This is a genomic window from Actinoplanes sp. DH11, from assembly GCF_020873875.1.
Lineage (GTDB): Bacteria > Actinomycetota > Actinomycetes > Mycobacteriales > Micromonosporaceae > Actinoplanes.
This window is the reverse complement of record NZ_JAHWGU010000019.1, coordinates 102,005-119,168: the sequence shown is the minus strand read 5'-3', so window position 1 is coordinate 119,168 and position 17,164 is coordinate 102,005. Positions and strand designations below refer to the sequence as shown.

16 protein-coding genes and 1 riboswitch are annotated in these 17,164 nt (G+C 72.3%); of the genes, 6 read left to right on the top strand and 10 right to left on the bottom strand.

The genetic code is table 11. From position 1 onward, the window contains the following. Positions 1-219: 219 nt before the first annotated feature. Positions 220-1,272 carry a glutamate-cysteine ligase family protein gene (locus tag LPA41_RS26175; protein ID WP_229073436.1) on the top strand — a complete coding sequence of 351 codons (1,053 nt, stop codon included), beginning with the start codon at positions 220-222 and terminating at the stop codon, positions 1,270-1,272. A gap of 360 nt (positions 1,273-1,632) precedes the next feature. Here the strand turns inward: LPA41_RS26175 and LPA41_RS26170 are convergent, their stop codons facing one another. The 4 genes from LPA41_RS26170 to LPA41_RS26155 form a co-directional block, all read right to left on the bottom strand. After that, positions 1,633-2,514: a TIGR03560 family F420-dependent LLM class oxidoreductase gene (locus LPA41_RS26170; RefSeq protein WP_229073435.1), complete on the bottom strand. Its 882-nt coding sequence runs from the start codon at positions 2,512-2,514 to the stop codon at positions 1,633-1,635. Positions 2,515-2,588: 74 nt separating this feature from the next. Continuing rightward, the gene (locus LPA41_RS26165) at positions 2,589-3,161 is read right to left on the bottom strand and encodes a Uma2 family endonuclease (protein ID WP_229073434.1); all 573 of its coding nucleotides are present in this window, start codon (positions 3,159-3,161) and stop codon (positions 2,589-2,591) included. 41 nt (positions 3,162-3,202) lie between these two features. Continuing rightward, entirely contained in the window at positions 3,203-3,913 is a 711-nt protein-coding gene (locus LPA41_RS26160; protein ID WP_229073433.1) for a nucleotidyltransferase domain-containing protein, read from the bottom strand. Positions 3,914-4,061: 148 nt separating this feature from the next. Next, positions 4,062-4,469, bottom strand: a complete 408-nt coding sequence (locus LPA41_RS26155) for an STAS domain-containing protein (protein ID WP_229073432.1) — start codon at positions 4,467-4,469, stop codon at positions 4,062-4,064. 155 nt (positions 4,470-4,624) lie between these two features. Here LPA41_RS26155 and LPA41_RS26150 point away from each other — a divergent pair, with 155 nt between their 5' ends. Then, positions 4,625-4,999 (top strand): helix-turn-helix transcriptional regulator, encoded by a 375-nt coding sequence (locus tag LPA41_RS26150; protein ID WP_229073431.1) that lies wholly within the window; start codon positions 4,625-4,627, stop codon positions 4,997-4,999. Next, positions 4,996-5,490 (top strand): SRPBCC family protein, encoded by a 495-nt coding sequence (locus LPA41_RS26145; RefSeq protein ID WP_229073430.1) that lies wholly within the window; start codon positions 4,996-4,998, stop codon positions 5,488-5,490. Before LPA41_RS26150 ends, LPA41_RS26145 begins: the two co-directional genes overlap by 4 nt. A gap of 136 nt (positions 5,491-5,626) precedes the next feature. Here LPA41_RS26145 and LPA41_RS26140 read toward each other — a convergent pair whose 3' ends face one another. Genes LPA41_RS26140 through LPA41_RS26125 form a run of 4 tightly spaced genes read right to left on the bottom strand, consistent with a single transcriptional unit; the run spans position 5,627 to position 12,736 of the window. Beyond that, on the bottom strand, positions 5,627-6,880 hold the full coding sequence (locus LPA41_RS26140) for a glycosyltransferase (protein WP_229073429.1): 1,254 nt from the start codon (positions 6,878-6,880) through the stop codon (positions 5,627-5,629). A gap of 25 nt (positions 6,881-6,905) precedes the next feature. Then, positions 6,906-9,125, bottom strand: coding sequence for a GH92 family glycosyl hydrolase (locus tag LPA41_RS42510; protein WP_308036615.1), 2,220 nt, complete (start codon positions 9,123-9,125; stop codon positions 6,906-6,908). Between the two features lie 9 nt (positions 9,126-9,134). Beyond that, positions 9,135-11,450 carry an EAL domain-containing protein gene (locus LPA41_RS26130; RefSeq protein ID WP_229073428.1) on the bottom strand — a complete coding sequence of 772 codons (2,316 nt, stop codon included), beginning with the start codon at positions 11,448-11,450 and terminating at the stop codon, positions 9,135-9,137. 53 nt (positions 11,451-11,503) lie between these two features. Beyond that, positions 11,504-12,736, bottom strand: a complete 1,233-nt coding sequence (locus LPA41_RS26125; protein WP_229073427.1) for an aminotransferase class V-fold PLP-dependent enzyme — start codon at positions 12,734-12,736, stop codon at positions 11,504-11,506. 17 nt (positions 12,737-12,753) lie between these two features. Further along, positions 12,754-12,869: riboswitch (SAM riboswitch) on the bottom strand. A gap of 55 nt (positions 12,870-12,924) precedes the next feature. Here LPA41_RS26125 and LPA41_RS26120 point away from each other — a divergent pair. Both LPA41_RS26120 and LPA41_RS26115 read left to right on the top strand, forming a co-directional pair. Next, positions 12,925-13,125: a DUF1684 domain-containing protein gene (locus LPA41_RS26120; protein ID WP_229073426.1), complete on the top strand. Its 201-nt coding sequence runs from the start codon at positions 12,925-12,927 to the stop codon at positions 13,123-13,125. 12 nt (positions 13,126-13,137) lie between these two features. Further along, positions 13,138-14,220: a M20 family metallopeptidase gene (locus LPA41_RS26115; RefSeq protein ID WP_229073425.1), complete on the top strand. Its 1,083-nt coding sequence runs from the start codon at positions 13,138-13,140 to the stop codon at positions 14,218-14,220. Between the two features lie 1,022 nt (positions 14,221-15,242). Here the strand turns inward: LPA41_RS26115 and LPA41_RS26110 are convergent. After that, positions 15,243-15,797, bottom strand: a complete 555-nt coding sequence (locus LPA41_RS26110; protein WP_229073424.1) for an HD domain-containing protein — start codon at positions 15,795-15,797, stop codon at positions 15,243-15,245. A 24-nt stretch (positions 15,798-15,821) separates the two neighbouring features. Beyond that, positions 15,822-16,184 (bottom strand): hypothetical protein, encoded by a 363-nt coding sequence (locus tag LPA41_RS26105; RefSeq protein WP_229073423.1) that lies wholly within the window; start codon positions 16,182-16,184, stop codon positions 15,822-15,824. Between the two features lie 197 nt (positions 16,185-16,381). On the opposite strand from LPA41_RS26105, the gene LPA41_RS26100 reads away from it, so the two are divergent. Beyond that, positions 16,382-17,107 carry a hypothetical protein gene (locus tag LPA41_RS26100; protein ID WP_229073422.1) on the top strand — a complete coding sequence of 242 codons (726 nt, stop codon included), beginning with the start codon at positions 16,382-16,384 and terminating at the stop codon, positions 17,105-17,107. Positions 17,108-17,164 lie beyond the last annotated feature (57 nt).

Sequence of the window (17,164 nt, the reverse complement as noted above, 5' to 3'; positions counted from 1 at the left end):
TCCCCCGGCCACGCTTGTGAGGTGCACGTCGTCACGGACCCGTCCCCGCGCCCCGGAGTGCGCCTTCCAGTATCTGAACGACCGAGTCCGCACCGAGGGTTTCCCGGACCGGATCGCCCGGCCGGGCGTGATCTGCACCCGCCGGAGGCAACCATTCCTATCGCACAGATAGGAATGCTATGCTCGCCGCTCGTGGGACACCCCGGGGAGTGAGGCACAGTGACCACCCTGACCGAACAGGCTGCCGCCGAGCTCATCGCGACCCGGGCCGTCACGCCCGGGATGCCGGGCTTCGTGGGCATCGCCGTCGACCTGATGCTCGACCCGGCCAGCGCACCCACCGGCCGGCGCGCCCTGCGGCACGGTTTCCTCGACGCCCGCTCACCGCGCGTCATGGTGGTGAGCGGTCCGCCCTCCCCCGGGCTCGACGTGGCGCTGCGCCGCATGTCCGACGACCTGGCAGCCTCGCACCGGCTCGTCGAGCAGCATCGGCTGACTGTTCTCGATCAGGCCACCGACACCGTGCACCCGGACGGGCCGGAGCATGCGCTGGGCACGGCGACGGCGGGCGTACGGGTCGGCCTCGAAGCCGGGATCGACGGTGGCGGCCCGCTCGGGGCAGAGCGTCGCTGGGCGCTCGCGCACACCGTGACGCCTGTACTGGCGGCCGCGTTCGCCAATGCGCCGCTGCGGCACGGCCGCCCCACCGGGTGGCGCAGCGTGCGGCAGGCGCTGCGCCGGGACCGGCCCGTCGGCCCGCCTGCCGGTTCGCCGCGGGACGGCTGGTCGGCGTATGTGATGGACGCGCGCACGGCCGCCGGACGTACGCTCCGGGAAGCCATCCGGGCAGGCGCCCGAGTGACCGAGAATGATCTGCAGCGGCACCTGGCCGCACTGCGCCCGCCGGTGGCCGCCCGCGGCCACCTGGAACTCGACGTCGCCGACCGTCAGCCAGAACACGGCTGGCGGGTGCCCGCCACCGTCGCGACGGTGCTGCTCGACGACCCGCGCGCCGCCGAGGAGGCCTGGCAGGCCACCGCGCACCTGACCGCCGAGGCCGGCCTCTGGGAACGGGTCGCGCGCGACGCGCTCACCGACCCGGTACTGGCGGCGGCCGCGCGGGACTGTTTCGTGGCCGCCTACGGCGCGCTGGCCCGGCGGGGCGCCTCGCGGGAGTTGCGCGACGAGGTCGCCGAGTTCACCGAGCGCTACGTGCACCGCGGCCGCTGCCCCGCCGACGACGTCCTCGACCAGGTCACGGCCCGCCCCTGACACACGCCCAGCCACGTCGCGGCCCGCCCCTGACACACGCCCAGCCACGTCGCGGCCCGCCCCTGACACACGCCCAGCCACGTCGCGGCCCGCCCCTGACACACGCCCAGCCACGTCGCGGCCCGCCCCTCACCCGGGGTCGGCTGCGTTGCGCCCGCGCGGCGGTGTTGATCTGCTGGCGGTGCGAAATCGCGGTTTCGACCCCATGATCACAGCGATTTCGTAGCGCTAGCAGATCAACTTCGCGACACGGTCGGCGCGTCCGGGGTCGGGACGGGGAGAACCCGGGTTCGGGCGCGGATGGGATCGGCCCGCCATCAGGTGCGGGGACGTCGCCGGGCTCGGTGCGTCGGCGGCGGGTCAGCCGCGGACCAGGCGGAGGACCGTGTCCATCGCCTTGAACTTGGGCGCGCCCGCACCCAGCAGGCCGTCCGGCACGATCAGTTCGTCGACGCCCGCCGCGCGGTAGGCCTCGATGTCCTCGGTGAGCTGCTTCAGCGAGCCGCCGATCACCGGCATCGACACGCCGTCCGGGACCGGGCCGTCGACGACGGTCAGGGCTTGCGCGGTCCGTACGATCGTCCGCGGGTCGCGGCCCACCTCGGCGCAGTGCCGGCCGAGCACCGCGGACTTCTGGGCGATCAGGTCCGGGCGGCCCCAAGTGTTCCACTGATCGGCGTGCTCGGCGACGACCCGGAGCATCCGCTTCTCACCCTTCGCGCCGATCATGATGGGCATCGGGTCCTGCACCGGTTTGGGTTCGCAGACGGCATCGGTGACCCGGTAGTACTCGCCGGCGAACGTGGTGCGCGGCGCCTGCAGCAGGCCCTTGAGGATGTGCAGGGCCTCCACGAAACGGTCGATGCGTTTGCCGATCGGCGGGAGCTCGATCCCGTACTGCTCATGCTCGTTGATCTGCCAGCCGGCACCGACGCCCAGCGTGAACCGGCCGCCGGTGATCTGATCCACGGTGGCCGCCATGTTCGCCAGAACCGCCGGGTGCCGGTAGGTGTTGCCGTAGACCAGCGTGCCGATCCGCACCCGGGGCACCGCCGCCCCGAGCGCCGCGACAAGCGAACCGGCCTCCAGCACCGGGTGCAGCGGATCGGCGCCGGTACCGTCGTTGGGCATGAAGTGATCGGCGATCCAGACGCCGTCCCAGCCGGTCTCGGCCGCATGCCGGGCCGCCTCGAGAACATCACCGTAGGGCTGTCCCGCACCGGGCCAGATCGAGATACGCATGCCGATCACCTTGCCACCCGCCGGCGACGATCCGGCCGAAGGGGTCGGGCCCGCCGCGGAGATGACTCTGAGCGCTACCAGTCGAGCAGTGTTCTGGTGTCGATCTCACAGCGGAACGGGACGTCGAGAGTCAGAGTGCCGCCGAACGGCACCATGGCGTGCTCGACGTAGTGCTGACCCTCAAGGCGGAACAAGCGCAAGACCACCGATGCGAAGTCGGTGAGGTCCGGCTCGACCAACAGGTACCAGCCGATCTGGGCGGCAGCGTAGAACTGCATCTTGAGGAGCCGGTCGTTCGCCGCGTTGCTCGGTGAGACGATCTCGCAGATCAGGGCGACCTCGGCCGCCTCGATCACGCCGCCTTTGGGGTCCGTGTCGGCCACCACCAGGTCAGGAATGACGATCCGGTCGGTGCCGAGCCGGACGTTCGCCGCTTCGTACGCACGCCGGCCGACGGCTCGGGCCGCTGGGCGAATGCCGGCCATCAGCAGGAACGAGATGTCCTGATGAGGTTTGTTCGGTGCCGGGCTGACCCACAGTCCCCCATCGATCAGCTCGATCCGGTTCGGCGTCTCACCGAGCGCGAAGTACTGCTCCTCGCTCCACGGACCCGGGTGTTCCAGCAGCGTCACACTCGTCGCCAACACCTCCCGACCGGTATCGCGCCAATTCTGCCACGTACCGGGGGTCAGCGGCGGCGGGCGGTGGCTACCGTGCGGCGGGCGTCGCGCCAGGCGATCAAGGCGGTGTGTACGCGCGGGGACCGCACCGGGTGGCCGGCGCGGCGGGCGCGGAGTTGGGCGGTCAGCCAGGGTGGTGCCGCTGACTGTTCGACGGCGGCGGTTTTGGTCAAGAGCGTTCCGGTGGTCAGGGCGTGCCGGCCGCGGGCCATCGACGTCAGGCCCAGGTCGGCGATGACCGGGTTCAGCCAGAGCCAGGGGCGGCGGGCGGCCCAGGCCCAGTAGCCGGTGAGTTCGGCGCGGGCGGCCTCTCGTACGTCCTGAGCGGTCATCGCCGGCAGCAGGGCACCGGGTTCGCGGCCGCGTACGGCGTAGCCGTGCAGGACCAGTTCGGCGCGGGTGATTCCGGAGAGGATCCGCTGGACGAGCTGGCCGTGCGTCCATGTCGGGTGCTCGGCGGCCGGGTCGGTGAGCCGGGCCTCGTCGACGTGGACGCAGCCCAGGGACAGGCCCTTCGCGACGCCGTCGTCGAGGCGCCGGTGCACGGCTGTGAGCTGTGCCGAGCGGGGTTCGGTGACCGGGCCGGCGGTGATCGCCACGAGATCCAGGTCGGACACGCCGGGACGGTGGTCGCCGGTTGCCAGGGAACCGGCCACCCAGACGTCGGTCACCCAGCCGAAGCCGGCGAGCTCCTCGGCGAACCGTTCGACGGCCTCCACGGCCCCATGATGCCAGCGCGACGAAGAGCCCTCGACCCCGCGCGGCGCGCAGGCTGCGACCCCGCGCGGCAAGGAGCCCGCGATTCCGCGCGGCGAGGAGCGCCCGATCCTGCGCGGCGAGGAGCGCCCGATCCGGCGCGGGCCGGAGTCAGGAGGCGGTGTCCGGGGTGGTGATCATGGCCATCAGGGAGTCGAACATGTCGTCGACGGGCGGTTCGCAGAGGCCGGTGACGGCGAGCGCCTGGCGGACCGGGCCGTGGGCGTTCACGACTTCGAAGCCGTGGCCGCCCCGCATCGCGCGCGTGTAGCCGACGAGCAGCACCTCGATGCATTCGCTGCCGATGGCTCCGACGCCGGACATGTCGACGACGACGCTGCCCCGGCCGGCGCGGTCGAACGCGCGGCGCAGGCTGCGGCGCAGTTCGGCGTGGGCGGCGTGGTCGAAGTCGCCGGTCAGGTAGAGGTGCACGGCCGACCGGGAACCGCGGCGGACCTCGCAGCGCGGCGTCGTGCCAGGGCTCGGTGTGCGGACGGGACGAGGGGTCGTCTGTTCCATGGGACCGGTCTATCCGGAAGATGTGTACACATTTCCAACTCCAGGTGAGATCAGGGCACTGCAACCGGATGAGCTGGCGTTTCAACTTTCTGGTTGACAGGTGACCCCGGCCACGTCTACGGTTCGTTTAAACCAAGAAGTTGAAAGAAGGTTCGATGCCGGCGGACACGTTGACCCGCGTCTTCTCCGCACTCGCCGATCCGACCCGCCGCGACATGGTGGCCCGGCTCGCCGAGGGGGACGCGACGGTGAACCAATTGGCGGAGCCGTACCGGATGTCGCTGCAGGCGGTCTACAAGCACCTCAAGGTGCTCGAGGACGCGGGCGTCGTCAGCCGGCCGCCGGGACCGCAACCACGGGTGGTGCGCCTGGAGACGGAGGCCTTCGACGAGATGGACGCCTGGATCGAGCTCTACCGCGGCCGGGCCGAGCAGCGTTACCGCCGCTTGGACGCCCTGCTGGCCACCATGGCCGAGAACGATACGACGACCGACGCGAGCACGAAGACCGAGAAGAGGGACGAGCGATGAACAAGATCGTCGAGGCGGCCATCGAGGCCGACCCGAAGCTGCCGATCATCCGCATCACGCGGGACTTCGACGCGACGCCGGAGCAGCTGTTCCGGGCGCACACCGACCCGGAGCTGTTCGTCCAGTGGAACGGGCCGGACTCGGTGGCCAACAAGATCGACTACTGGGAGGCGCGGACCGGTGGCAGCTGGCGCTACGTCTCCAGCCGGGTCGGTGACACCAGCGGCGAGGAGTTCGCCTTCCACGGCTGCTTCCACGAGGTGCGGCCGGGCCTGATCGTGCAGACCTTCACCTGGGAGGGCATGCCGGACGCGGTGTCGCTGGAGACGCTGCGCTTCGAGGACCTCGGTGACGGCCGGACCCGGCTGCACGCGCAGTCGCTGTGCGACAGCTTCGAGGGCCGCGACGGCTGGTTGCAGAGCGGCATGGAGGTCGGCGTGAACGAGGGCTACGCCCGGCTGGAGCAGCTCGCCGCCGAGGGCAAGCTGTAGCCGTCGCACCCGATGGCTGCGGCATGAGCGATGCCGTGCGCCACGGGAAGACCGGAAACCCGGGAGATCGCGCGACGGCCGCTTCTGTTTCTGGAGCGGCCGTCGCGCGTATGAGAAACGCTGTGAAAAGCCCGTCTCACAACGGCTTGAAGAGCCCGTCGAAGACCGCGCCGCGGTCGAACTGCATCGCGTGCGCCCGCGCGCGCGTCTCGAGGTCGCGCTTCTGCGCGTCGGGCATGTCCAGCACGACCCGGTCGAGCGCGTCCGCGAGGGCGCCGATGTCGCCCGCCTCCACGATGATCGCCGCGTCGCCGACCGCCTCGCCGGTGCCGCCGGTCAGGGTGGTGACGATCGGGCCGCCGCCGGCGAGGGCTTTTTCGGCCAGCGCGATGCCGAAGGTCTCGACGAAGTCGGGTTCCGGCTTGGTGGGCAGCGCGTACGCGGCACAACCCGCCATGAGCAGCGGCTTCTCGTCGTCGTCGACGTCGGTGAGGAAGACGATCCGGTCGTCTTCCTTCGCCATCGCCTGCACGTGTTCCAGGGCCGGTCCGGTGCCGGCGATGACGAGTTTCACGTCCTCGCGGGCGCGCATCTGGCCGAAGGCGATCACCAGGTCGTAGATCCCCTTGGCGCGGGCGACGCGGGAGAGGAACAGGACGTACTTCCCGCGTTCGAGGCCGCGGCGGGTCAGTGCGTCGTCGACCGCCTTGTCCTCGAGGCCGAGGAACGCGGACGCGTCGATCGGCGGGTAGCTCACCGTGACGCGCTGCCGGCACTGCTCGGCGAACCGGGTGCCGCAGTGCGCGTCGACCTCCTCGGCCGAGGCGATGATCTCGTCGCGGGTGTACTCCGAGACCGCGACCACCTCGTCGCTGGCCAGGAACGTGGTGAGCAGCACGGTGGCCGCGCCGAACCGGCCCTCGCGCAGGCAGTTGCGGATCACGTTGGTGACGTCCGAGCCGACCGCCTTGGCGATCGTGTGCACCTGCGGGCCGAAGCCGGCGGCGCGGGCCGCGGTCACCGCGTCGTTGATCACCTGGGTGTGCGGGACCAGATACATCGACAGGCACACCGTCGGCACCGGCTCGCTGAGCAGCTCCACCAGCCGGCCGGTCAGCCCGGCGAGGTGCCGCCCGTCCGGCACCCGGTAGTCGCCGACCGATTCCGGTCGTTCCACCGTGATGCCGGGGCTGTACGGCAGCAGCCGGTCGAGCGGCTTCAGCGGCAAGCCGGCCGCCTGCAGGGTCGGAATCGGCCACGTGAGCAACCGGACGTCGTCGAAGCCACGGGTCAGCGCCACCTCGGCGAGGTTGCGCGCCTCGCCGGAGTGTCCGCAGATGACCGGGTCGGCGCGGACCGCGATGACCAGGCGGCGGGTCGGTCGACTCATGGGTGTTTCCTTCGGGTGAGAGCCGTCAAGCGGGGGTGGAGAGGGACGGCGGCCGGGACCCCTGACCCCAGGTGGAGGGTTCGGGGCCGAGCCGCAGGTGCAGCCGGCCGCCCTGGTGGACGTCGGCGGCGCTCAGATGGGTGGTGTGCAGCGGGCGGCCGTTGAGGGTGGCGGACTGCACGTACCGCGGTGCCGGGTCGTGGCCGGGACCGTCCACGCCGATCGGGGTGTCCCGGTGCCCGCTGGTCTCGACGACGAACTCGCCGCCCTCGACGCTGAGCTGTGCCCGGGCGAACGCCGGCGCGTTGACCAGGAACAGGTTCTGCCCGGCGACCGGGAACAGCCCGAGCGACGCCCAGACGTACCAGGAGCTGAGCCCGCCGGAGTCGTCGTTGCCCGGCAGCCCACCCGGGCCGGTGCCGAACTGCCAGGTCAGCGCGGCGTGCACCACCTCCGCGGTGCGGTCCGGCCGGCCGGCGTAGTGGTAGGCCCAGGGCGCTTCCATGTCGGGTTCGTTGTTGAGGCCCTCGAACCGGTTCAGCGCGTACCCGGCGGCCATCTCCACCGGCGACGGGCAGCGACCGGGCTGGGTGACCGGGCCGGCGCCGTAGCCGAAGAACCGGTCCAGCTTGTCGACGAAACCGCTGTCACCGCCGGCCAGCGCGATCCGCGCGGCCATGTCGTGCAGCAGCCGGAACGAGTAGTTCCACTTGCCGCCCTCGTAGAACTCGGAGTCCCGCAGCAGGCCGGTGCCCGGGTCGAAGGCGTTCACCCAGTCGCGGCTGCGCCGCTCCAGATCATCGGCGAGGCGGTGGTCGTTCAGGGCGCGGGCCACCTGCGCGGTGCAGTGGTGGGCGTACGCGAGATCGAGCGTGTGCGTGATCGGATGGACCACGCCGTGCTCCCGGAAGTCCTCGCCGTAGAGCCGGCGCAGGTCGTCGACCATGTGCACCAGCGCCCACGTCCAGTCGATGCCGGGCCGGCGCAGCGCGTGCACGTCCGCCAGGGCGGTGTGCGCGAGCGCGCTGGCCTGCCGGAAGAACCGGTCGGCGCCGCGGGCCATCCGGTACCCGATCGGGAAGTTGCCCTCCTCCTCGCACACCCGGATCAGCGACTCGAGCAGCTCGTTCGCCCGGTCCGGGACGATCGCGGACAGCAGCGGCAGCTGGGTCTTGTAGATGTCCCACATGGTGCAGATGTCGAACGCGTACGGCCCCGAGGTCGGCCAGAACGGGCTCTCGTCCTCGGCGATGCACGGCTTGATCAGCGAGTGGTAGAGCGAGGTCGCCAGCACCGTGCGCCGGGCCGGGGTGCCGCCGTCGACCTGGACCCGGCCGAGGTGGTCACGCCAGCGGGACCGGGTGCGGGCGCGGACCGTCTCGAAGGCGCTGGGTGCCCCGCCGCACTCGCGTTCCAGGTTGGCGCGGGCCTGCTCGGTGCCGCGCAGCGAGAACCCGAGGCGCACCTCGATGGTCTGCCCGGCCCGGGTCGGCCCCAGGAACAGCATCCCGAACGGGCGCAGCGTGGTGTGCCGGATGCTGTCGAAGTCGAGCCGGGTGCCGCCGGGGATGAGCCGCCGGTCGTACCAGAGCATCTGCCGCCAGCCGGGGCTGTCCACCTCGACGTGCACGGAGAGCGGCACACCCTCCATCACCACGGTGGCCTGGCCGCGCCCGTACCCCATGCTCTCGGCCTGGGCCCGCAGCGGCACCGTGCGTCCCAGGTCGATGCCGAGGCCGCCGCAGGACAGGTCGATGACGATGCGGGCGCTGTCGTGGTCGGGGAAGGTGTAGCGGTGCACCGCGACCTTCTCCCCCACGGTGATCTCGCAGCGCACGCCGGTGTCGAGGTTCGCCGCGTAGTAGCCGGCCTCGGCCCGCTCGTCCTCCAGCGGCCAGGACTGGCCGAGGTCGTCGAGCGGCTGGATCATCGGGGTGACCCGCACGTAGTTGTAGTACTTGCGGATCGCCCCGGTGCCGGACTGCTGGAAATGGGTGAAACCGGAGGCCTGGAGCCTGTCGAACATCTCCTCCGGTACGCCCTCGGTGTTCTTGGCGTACCTGCCGTAACCGGTCGGATACGCCCCCGAGTAGGCGCACGCGGAGACCATGCCGAAGGGCGAGGTGGCACCGGGGTGGGTGTTGCCCACCTGCGGTTTCGGCCACCACCAGGTGGCGGCCAGACCGTGTGCGCGAGGCAGATCGGTGGCCGCCGTGCCGATGAAGGGATCAACGTCGTCTAGGATGGCCGGACTCTAACCGGCCAGTGCGCTCCCGGTGGTTTCGTTCAGGTGAACTCCCCCGAAGGAAGCGTTCACCACGTCGGCCACCGTGGTCCCGGCGGCCAGCAACCGGTCGAACTCGGGCGCCGGCAGCGGCTTGGAGAAGAAGTAGCCCTGCACGGCCGGGCAGCCCGCGGCCCGCAGCGCCTCCCAGTCGGCGATCTCCTCGACGCCCTCGGCGACCGTGGACATGCCCAGCGACCGGGCCAGCCACAGCACCGCCGAGATGATCGACGACTTGCGGTCGTCCTCGGCCAGGCCGGCCACGAACGAGCGGTCCAGCTTCACCACGTCGGCGGGCAGCGACTCGAGCCAGGTCAGCGAGCTGTACCCGGTGCCGAAGTCGTCGAGCGCGACCCGGACACCGAGCTGCTTGAGCATGGTGAGCCGCTCGCTGACGTCGACGGTCGAGGAGATCAGCGCGGTCTCGGTGATCTCCAGAACGAGGCGGGACGGGTCGAGGTACGGGTACTCGGCGAGCAGCGCGGCCACCATCGGCACGAAGTCGGGTTCGGCGAGCTGGCGGGGACTGACGTTCACCGAGACGTAGCCGAGCCGGTCGGACCAGTGCACCAGGTGCTCGACCGCGGACCGCAGCACGTGCGCGCCGAGCGGCACGATCAGGCCGGTCTCCTCGGCGGCGCCGATGAACTGGCCGGGGCCGAGCACGGTGCCCTCCTCGGTGCGCATCCGGACCAGCGCCTCGGCGCCGATGACCCGGCCGGTGACGGTGGAGACCATCGGCTGGAACCACAGCGGCAGCGTCCAGCGCGGGTCGGCCGCCAGCGCGCGGCGCAGCCGGGCCTCGGCGGCGATCCGCTCCTGCACCGGCACCCGCAGGTCGTCGGTGTAGACGTGCAGGCGGTTGCCGCCGGCCCGCTTCGCCGCGTACATCGCGGTGTCGGCGGCCAGCACCACCTCGTCGGCGGTGGACGGGCCGAACGCCGTGGTGACGCCGATGCTGAGCGAGACGGGCAGCCCGATCCGCTCGGCGGTGCCGAGGGCGAGCGGCTCGGCCAGGCAGGCGAGGATGCTGTTGCCGACCCGCAGGCCGATGCCGGCCGGGCCGGGCAGCGCGACGATGAACTCGTCGCCGCCGAGCCGGGCGATCAGGGCACCGGCCGGGACGACCTGGGTGAGCCGGGCGGCGAGCGCCCGCAGCACGTCGTCACCGGTGTGGTGCCCGGAGCCGTCGTTGATCGACTTGAAGCGGTCGACGTCGAGGTAGACGACGCTGACCGGCTCGGGGCTCTCGGTGAGCAGGATGGCCAGGTCGTGCTCGAACGCCTTGCGGGACAGCAGCCCGGTGAGCGCGTCGTGACGCACCTGGTAACGCAGCTCGGCCTCGTGGTCGCGGGTGGCGGTCACGTCGAAGCAGTGCACGAAGATCAGCCGAAGTTCGTCGTTGCGGTCGTGCAGGCTGGTGCCGTGCACCTGCACCCAGATCAGCTCACCGGTGTCCCGGCGGTACTGCCGGGTGATCGTCATCGGCTCCCGGCTGGCGGTGAGCAGGCCCAGCATCGACTCCTCGCCGGCCTCCACCGGGGTCAGCGGCAGGTCCGCCAGGGCGAACCCGGCGGGCAGTTCGTCGGGCAGACGAAGCCACTCGCGGTAGGCGGCGTTGGTCCGCAGCACCACGCCCTCCGGGGAGAACATCGCCATGGGTACGGGCGTCTGGTCGAACGCCACACTGAGCTGCGCCTGGCTCTCGTCCAGGTTGTCCCGGGCCCGGTCCTCCTCGACCTCGGTGAGCCGCCAGGAGACGATCTGGAAGCCGGCGGCGAGCAGCACCGCCGCGCCGTGCAGCAGCGCCCACACCAGCGGGTGAGCCATCGCCTCGTCGTGGTCGTAGGTGTGGTCGCTGACCAGGGTCCCGAAGACGCCGTGGTGCAGGACCGTGGCGATCAGGAACGCCCCGAACGGCGCCCAGTCCCGGTAGAGGGCCAGGGCGGCGACCGCGATGAAGAACGTGAAGTGCGCCTCGGTGAGGCCGTGCGCGAGCGAGACGAACCCGGCGCAGGCCACGGTGTAGCCGAGCGCCACGAAGACCGCGCGCACCCGGCGCGACCGCAGCAGGCTCGCCGCCACCAGGCACGGCAGGGTCAGGCCCACGGTGAGCAGCAGGGCCGGCGTGTGCTCGTCGCCCTGCAGCACGCCGAACACGATCAGCGCCGCCATGATGACGGCGAGCAGCACCGTCAGCAGCCGGTGCCGGCCCGCCCAGTCCTCGTCACGCAGCCCGCCACCGGCCGGGAGCCGGTCGCGCAGCCACTTCATCCAGGTCGCCACACACCGATGATCGGCGCCGGCCGTGGGCGGGACGGGAACATCCCGGTAGCGGATCAGGTGTTTCGCACGACGTCCCGCAGCGCGGCCAGCAACCGGTCCACGTCCTCGGCGGTGCTGCCCAGCCCGAGGCTGGCGCGCAGCAGGCCGGGAGTCGTGCCGTCACCGCACGCGCCGGCGGTGGTGCCGCCGGTCAGCCGCCGCACCAGCGGGTGCGCGCAGAACTGGCCGGCGCGGACCCCGATGCCGTGGTCGCGGCCGAGCACCAGCGCCACGTCGGCCGGGTCGCGCCCGTCGAAGGCGAGCGAGACGATGCCGACCCGCGGGTGGTCCGGGCCGAACAGGCTGACCTCGGTGACGCCGGGCAGCTCGCGCAGGCCGGCCCGCAACCGGTCCAGCAGGGCCTGCTCCCGGTCGTGCAGCGCGTCCGGGCCGGCGGCGGTCAAGGCCTCGCAGACCGCGGCGATCGCGACCGCGCCGAACAGGTTGGGGGTGCCGCCCTCGTGCCGGGCCGGGCCGGTCGCCCAGGACAGGTCCGCCGGCCGGTCACCCACGGCGGCGCTGGCACCGCCACCGGCCAGGTACGGCTCGGCGGCGTCCAGCCAGTCGGACCGGCCGGCCAGTACCCCGGCGCCGAACGGCGCGTACAGCTTGTGGCCGGAGAACGCCAGATAGTCGGCGCCGAGGCCGGTCAGATCCACCGGCCGGTGCGGGGCGAGCTGGGCGGCGTCGACGACGATCCGTGCGCCGTGCCGGTGCGCCACGTCGGCGAGCTGCCGGACCGGCCAGAGTTCGCCGGTGACGTTTCCGGCGCCGGTGACCGCGACCAGCACCGGGCCGGACAGGTCCGTCAGGGCCGCGTCCAGGTCGGCGACCGCCGCGGCCGGGGACGCGGGCGCCGGCAGCCGCAGCTGGTTCGGCCAGGGCAGCAGGTTGGCGTGGTGCTCGGCGTCGAACAGCACGGTCGTGGTGCCGGCGGGCAGGGCGCGGGCGAGCAGGTTCAGCGCGTCGGTGGTGTTCCGGGTGAAGACGACCTCGTGCTCCGGGCCGGCGCCGACGAACTCGGCGACCACATCCCGGGCCAGCTCGTAGGCGAGGGTGGACGCCTGGGACCGTACCCCTGTGCCGCGGTGCACGCTGCCGTAACGCGGCAGCAGATCGCGCACCGCGTCGGCCGCGGCGGCCACGCAGGGCGCTGACGCCGCGTAGTCGAGGTGGACGAAGCGGACGGCCTCCCCGGAGGGCAGAGCGACCTTGAGATCGTCACCGATGATGTCGAGTGCGGGCATGACCGAGCCTCCACGGGGTCCGCAGCTTGCCGGCATCGGGCGATGACCGGCCCGGTCCTCACCCGGGGCACCCCATCGCGAACGCAAGGGTTGCCGGCCAGCAAGCCGGGGCTGTGCGCTGGCACTCATGACCTGACCAGGAAGGTAGCAGATGCAAATTTCCCATGCAACAAGTAGGGATTAGGCGAGTGGAGCACCGGACCGGCGCCGCGAACCGCAGCCTGGCCGTGGCACCGCCGGCGGCGGACGGCTCGGTGGTGCTGGACTTCAACCGGGCCGCGAACCTGCCGTGCGCGTACACCGACTTCGCCACCTGCCCGCTGCCGCCGGCCGGCAACCGGCTGCCGGTCGCGGTCCAGGCGGGCGAGCAGATCTACCCCCGCGGATGACACCCTGTCCCCATGGCTGAGCTTGTCGACGCCGTGGTGCGGCTGATCGGGATCCGCTCCACCGCGGACCGCCCCGACGAGCTGCACCGCGCGCTCGGCTTCGTGCTCGACCTGGTCGGGCCGGGCTTCGAAGTGCGCCGCTTCACCTCCCGGGGCCGGCCCAGCGCGCTCGTCACCGCGGGCGCCGGCACCCCGCGGGTGATCCTCAACGCGCACCTCGACGTGGTGCCGGGCGCCGACGCGCAGTTCACCGCGCGCCGCGACGGCGACCTGCTGTTCGGGCGCGGCGCGCAGGACATGAAAGCGGCAGCGGTCGTGCTGGCCACGGTCTTCCGGGACACCGCCGGCGCGCTGCCGTACCCGGTCGGGTTGCAGCTGGTCACCGACGAGGAGGTGGGCGGTTTCGACGGCACCGGGCACCAGGTGGCACAGGGCGTGCGCGCCGGGTTCGTGGTCGTCGGCGAGCAGAGCGGCCTGCGCATCGTCACCGAGTCCAAGGGCATCCTGCGGGCCCGGCTCACCGCCGGCGGCCGTCCGGCGCACGCCGCCTACCCGTGGCTGGGCTCGAACGCGCTCGTCACGCTGATGCGCGCGATCGACCGGCTGCTGGCGCGGCATCCCACCCCGGAGACGGAGGCCTGGGCCACGACGATCAACGTGGCCCGGATCGAGACGTCGAACGAGGCCGCCAACATCGTCCCGTCCGACGCGTCGGCGCTGCTCGACATCCGGTTCCCGCCGTCCGACCCCGACCTGGCCGGGCACACCGCCGAGGAGATCGCCGCGTTCCTGACCTCGGTGGCCGGGCCCGGCGTGCGGGTCACCGTCGAGGCGCTCGGCGCCCCGCACCACGCCGACGCGTCCGGCGAGGCGGTCCGGTTGCTGCGGGCGGCGGCGCGGGAGCAGGGGTACGCGGGAACGCTGTTGCGCAAACACGGAGCGGCGGACGGCCGGTTCTACTCGGCGCACGGCGTGGACGCGGTCATCTTCGGTCCCGGCGGGGACGGCCAGCACGGCCCCGAGGAGTACGTGGACCTGCGCACCCTCGAGCCGTACCGGGCTGCCCTGACCACGTTCCTGCACGCGATGGCCTGACCGGCCGCCCCTCCCCGCACGCTCACCCGCTGAACGCCGGCGACGCAGATCACGAGAGCGCCACCACCGGGGGCGACCAGCAGGGAAGGCGCCGGTCAACGTGCTACCGGCCGTGGTGCGGAACCCCCTCGGCGATGTGCCCGCGCTCGGGTTCGCCGACGACGATCTGGCCGGGCGCCCTCCAGCCTGGGCGCTCGGGCGTACTCCAGCCCGGGCGGCTCGGGCGCCCTCCAGCCCGGGCGGCCCGGGCGCCCTCCAGCCCGGGCAGCCGGCACGGGTGTCCGTGACCGGCTTCAGCGCGCCGGCGCTTCCCACCGGTCACCGGTACCTGTTGAGCGCGGCACCGATCACCGGTACCTGTTGAGCGCGGCACCGGTAGCTGTTCAGCGCGGCATCCGTAGCTGTTGAGCGCGGCCGCCGGCAACGTCACGTCCAAGATCGGTGGCGTCCACGCGCGATTTGTACCGTTTGGGCCGGGCTGCGGCGTGCAGAGCGTCGACGCGCGGCAGGCAAAGGACACGAAAGCGACATGGTCCTCTTCTTCGGCTCCTCCGGTCAATGGTTCGCCGCGTTGGGCCCGCGTGGCGGTGTTGATCTGCTAGCGATGCAAAATCGCGGTTTCAGGCCCATGATCACAGCGATTTCGCATCGCTAGCAGATCAACATCTCGACAGGACGGCCCGTCCGGCACCACCGGGCCGGGTCTGGCAGGGCCGGGAAGGCGGACCGGAACAGGGCGCATCCGGGCTGCTTATCGCCGTCCTCGGGCGGGTGCTCGCCGTGGATGCCGGCCGCCGAGCGCTGGATCATCGAGGCCAGACCGGCCGAGGCAGCCCGGCGACCGCTGCGGCCCTGACCACGGGCAACGGGCGGGCGTGAGGGCGCATGCGGCAGCCCGGGGGCAAGGCCGCGAAGGCGCGCACAGCAGCCCCGGGCAGGGCGCGAAGGCGCGTGCGGCGGCCCAGGTGGGCTGCGCGGGGTGGGTGCGGCGGTCGGGGCCGGCGCGGGCAGGGAGGGGTGGGTCAGCTGTGCAGCAGGTGTTCGATGCGGGCGGCGATGGCTCGCAGGTGCGGGCCCCGCACCGGGTCGACCTGGGCGTTCACCGAGCAGGGGCCGTGGCGGTGCAGCATCTCGGCGTAGCGGGCGGCGGGGTCGACGCGGTCGCCGCGCGGGCCGACGGTCTGGTCGGCGTAGGTGAGGGCGTCGCTGACCACGCTGCGCTCGTCGGGGAATTCGGCGAGGGCGGCGGAGAGGCCGCGGACCTCGGCGACGAAGCGGGCGCCGGAGTGGTACGCGACCAGGCCCGCCACGCGCGCCGGCCAGCCTTCGGCGGTCAGGTGGCGGGCGCCGTCGATCGGGTGGAAGCCGGTGTCGACGAGCGGGGCGGCGTACCCGATGTCGTGCAGCCAGGCCGCCGCGACCAGCAGGTCGTGGTCGAGGCCCAGCGCCAGCGCCAGGTCGGACGCGCGTGCTGCGACGCCGGCGGTGTGCCGCCACCTGTCACCCATGCCCCCGAGCAGGGTTTCCGCGAGGGTCCGCGCGGCTTCGGCGCGGGTGGTGATGATCGGTGCCGCCATCGCCGAATAGTAGGTCCGATTCGGTTAACGGCAGACGAACGAGTGATGGCAGCTGCCTGAATCCCGTCGGGCGCCCCGCACCCGCTGCCGCGGCACCCCGGCCGCGGTGAGCTGGCGGGCGAGCCGGTGGTTCGGGTTGTCGACGAAGACGGCCACCTGGTGGTCGTCGCCGAGGTCGCACGCCGCGACGACCGAACCGAGGTTGATCGGGTCCAGGTCGGGCACGTCGGCGAGATCCACGATGAGGCGCAGCGGGCGCACCCGCCGGACCGTGTGCACCAGCAGTTGCCGCAGCTCGACGGCCGTGTCCGGGCCCACCGAGCCGTGCGGCTGGATGACCACACTGCCGTCCGCGCTGGTGCTTACCTCAAGAACCGAGCTACGCATCGGATCACCTCTCGTTACCGAGCGTTCAGCTGCTTGACCACCATACGGTCGGTGTCCGGGACCGTCGAGCCACGCGCAGGCCAACGCAACATGACCATCGGGTTAACGAGCGCGCGAGCTGCGGGTATTGACGTGTGTCCACCCGTGAGGTTGACGCCGCGGAGCAGGATTGCAGCAGGTGGCTGGGGAGGACCGGGATGCGGAAACGGAACGAGGGGACGCGGCGCTGGCACCACGCCGAGCCGTGGCGGGACTGGCTGCGCCGGTCGCCGGTGGGCGTCGAACTGTTCACCCGCAGCCATGAGGCGCGCGACTACCTGGAGTTACTGGGCGAGGAGGCGTACCGCGCGCAGGCGCTGGCCCTGCTGTCCCGCGCGCGGCGGCGTGACTGCGCGGCCGCCGGGCTCGGCTGCTCCCGCCGGCTCGACCGGTCCTGCCAGGCGCCGGAGGTCTGCGCGGCCGACCCGGCCGGCCCGCTCACGGCGCGGGGGCCGGCACCGGGTGGCTGCGACTCCTACTGGTGGAGCACCGACGCGCGGACCGTCACCGTGTATTTCACCGCCGACGACCGGCACCGCGCGATCCTCTGGTACGAGCGGCAGGAAGGGGTGCGGCTCTGGGTGGACGGGACGGCGGCGGGGGCGGATCAGACCCTCGACACGTACGGCCGGTGGCTGGACGACAGGTTCTTCGTGGTCGGGTGTGAGGGGCCGCAGGATCACCCCGCCCAGGAGTACACGATGGGGTCCCTGGTCTCCACGATCCAGTCCGTGCTGGTCCACGACGCCGGGTCGGGCACTACGCGGGTGTTCGAGCCGGGCCCGGACGAGAGGTGGACGGATCCGACGGTGCGGCGCCGCGACAACCAGCTGCTGATCTTCGCCGACCGGCAGAAGGAGACGCCGGACCGGGTGATCAGCTGAGCGGCGGGGCGGGAGACGCCGGGATCGGGTGATCAGCTGAGCGGCGGGGCGGGAGAC

Excerpts from the sequence above, each read along its gene's own strand:
- LPA41_RS26140 (WP_229073429.1), bottom strand. The coding sequence starts at position 6,880 with ATGAGTCGACCGACCCGCCGCCTGGTCATCGCGGTCCGCGCCGACCCG.
- LPA41_RS26105 (WP_229073423.1), bottom strand. The coding sequence starts at position 16,184 with ATGCGTAGCTCGGTTCTTGAGGTAAGCACCAGCGCGGACGGCAGTGTG.
- LPA41_RS26145 (WP_229073430.1), top strand. The coding sequence starts at position 4,996 with ATGAACAAGATCGTCGAGGCGGCCATCGAGGCCGACCCGAAGCTGCCG.
- LPA41_RS26110 (WP_229073424.1), bottom strand. The coding sequence starts at position 15,797 with ATGGCGGCACCGATCATCACCACCCGCGCCGAAGCCGCGCGGACCCTC.
- LPA41_RS26115 (WP_229073425.1), top strand. The coding sequence starts at position 13,138 with ATGGCTGAGCTTGTCGACGCCGTGGTGCGGCTGATCGGGATCCGCTCC.
- LPA41_RS26125 (WP_229073427.1), bottom strand. The coding sequence starts at position 12,736 with ATGCCCGCACTCGACATCATCGGTGACGATCTCAAGGTCGCTCTGCCC.
- LPA41_RS26170 (WP_229073435.1), bottom strand. The coding sequence starts at position 2,514 with ATGCGTATCTCGATCTGGCCCGGTGCGGGACAGCCCTACGGTGATGTT.
- LPA41_RS26100 (WP_229073422.1), top strand. The coding sequence starts at position 16,382 with ATGCGGAAACGGAACGAGGGGACGCGGCGCTGGCACCACGCCGAGCCG.
- LPA41_RS26150 (WP_229073431.1), top strand. The coding sequence starts at position 4,625 with ATGCCGGCGGACACGTTGACCCGCGTCTTCTCCGCACTCGCCGATCCG.
- LPA41_RS26155 (WP_229073432.1), bottom strand. The coding sequence starts at position 4,469 with ATGGAACAGACGACCCCTCGTCCCGTCCGCACACCGAGCCCTGGCACG.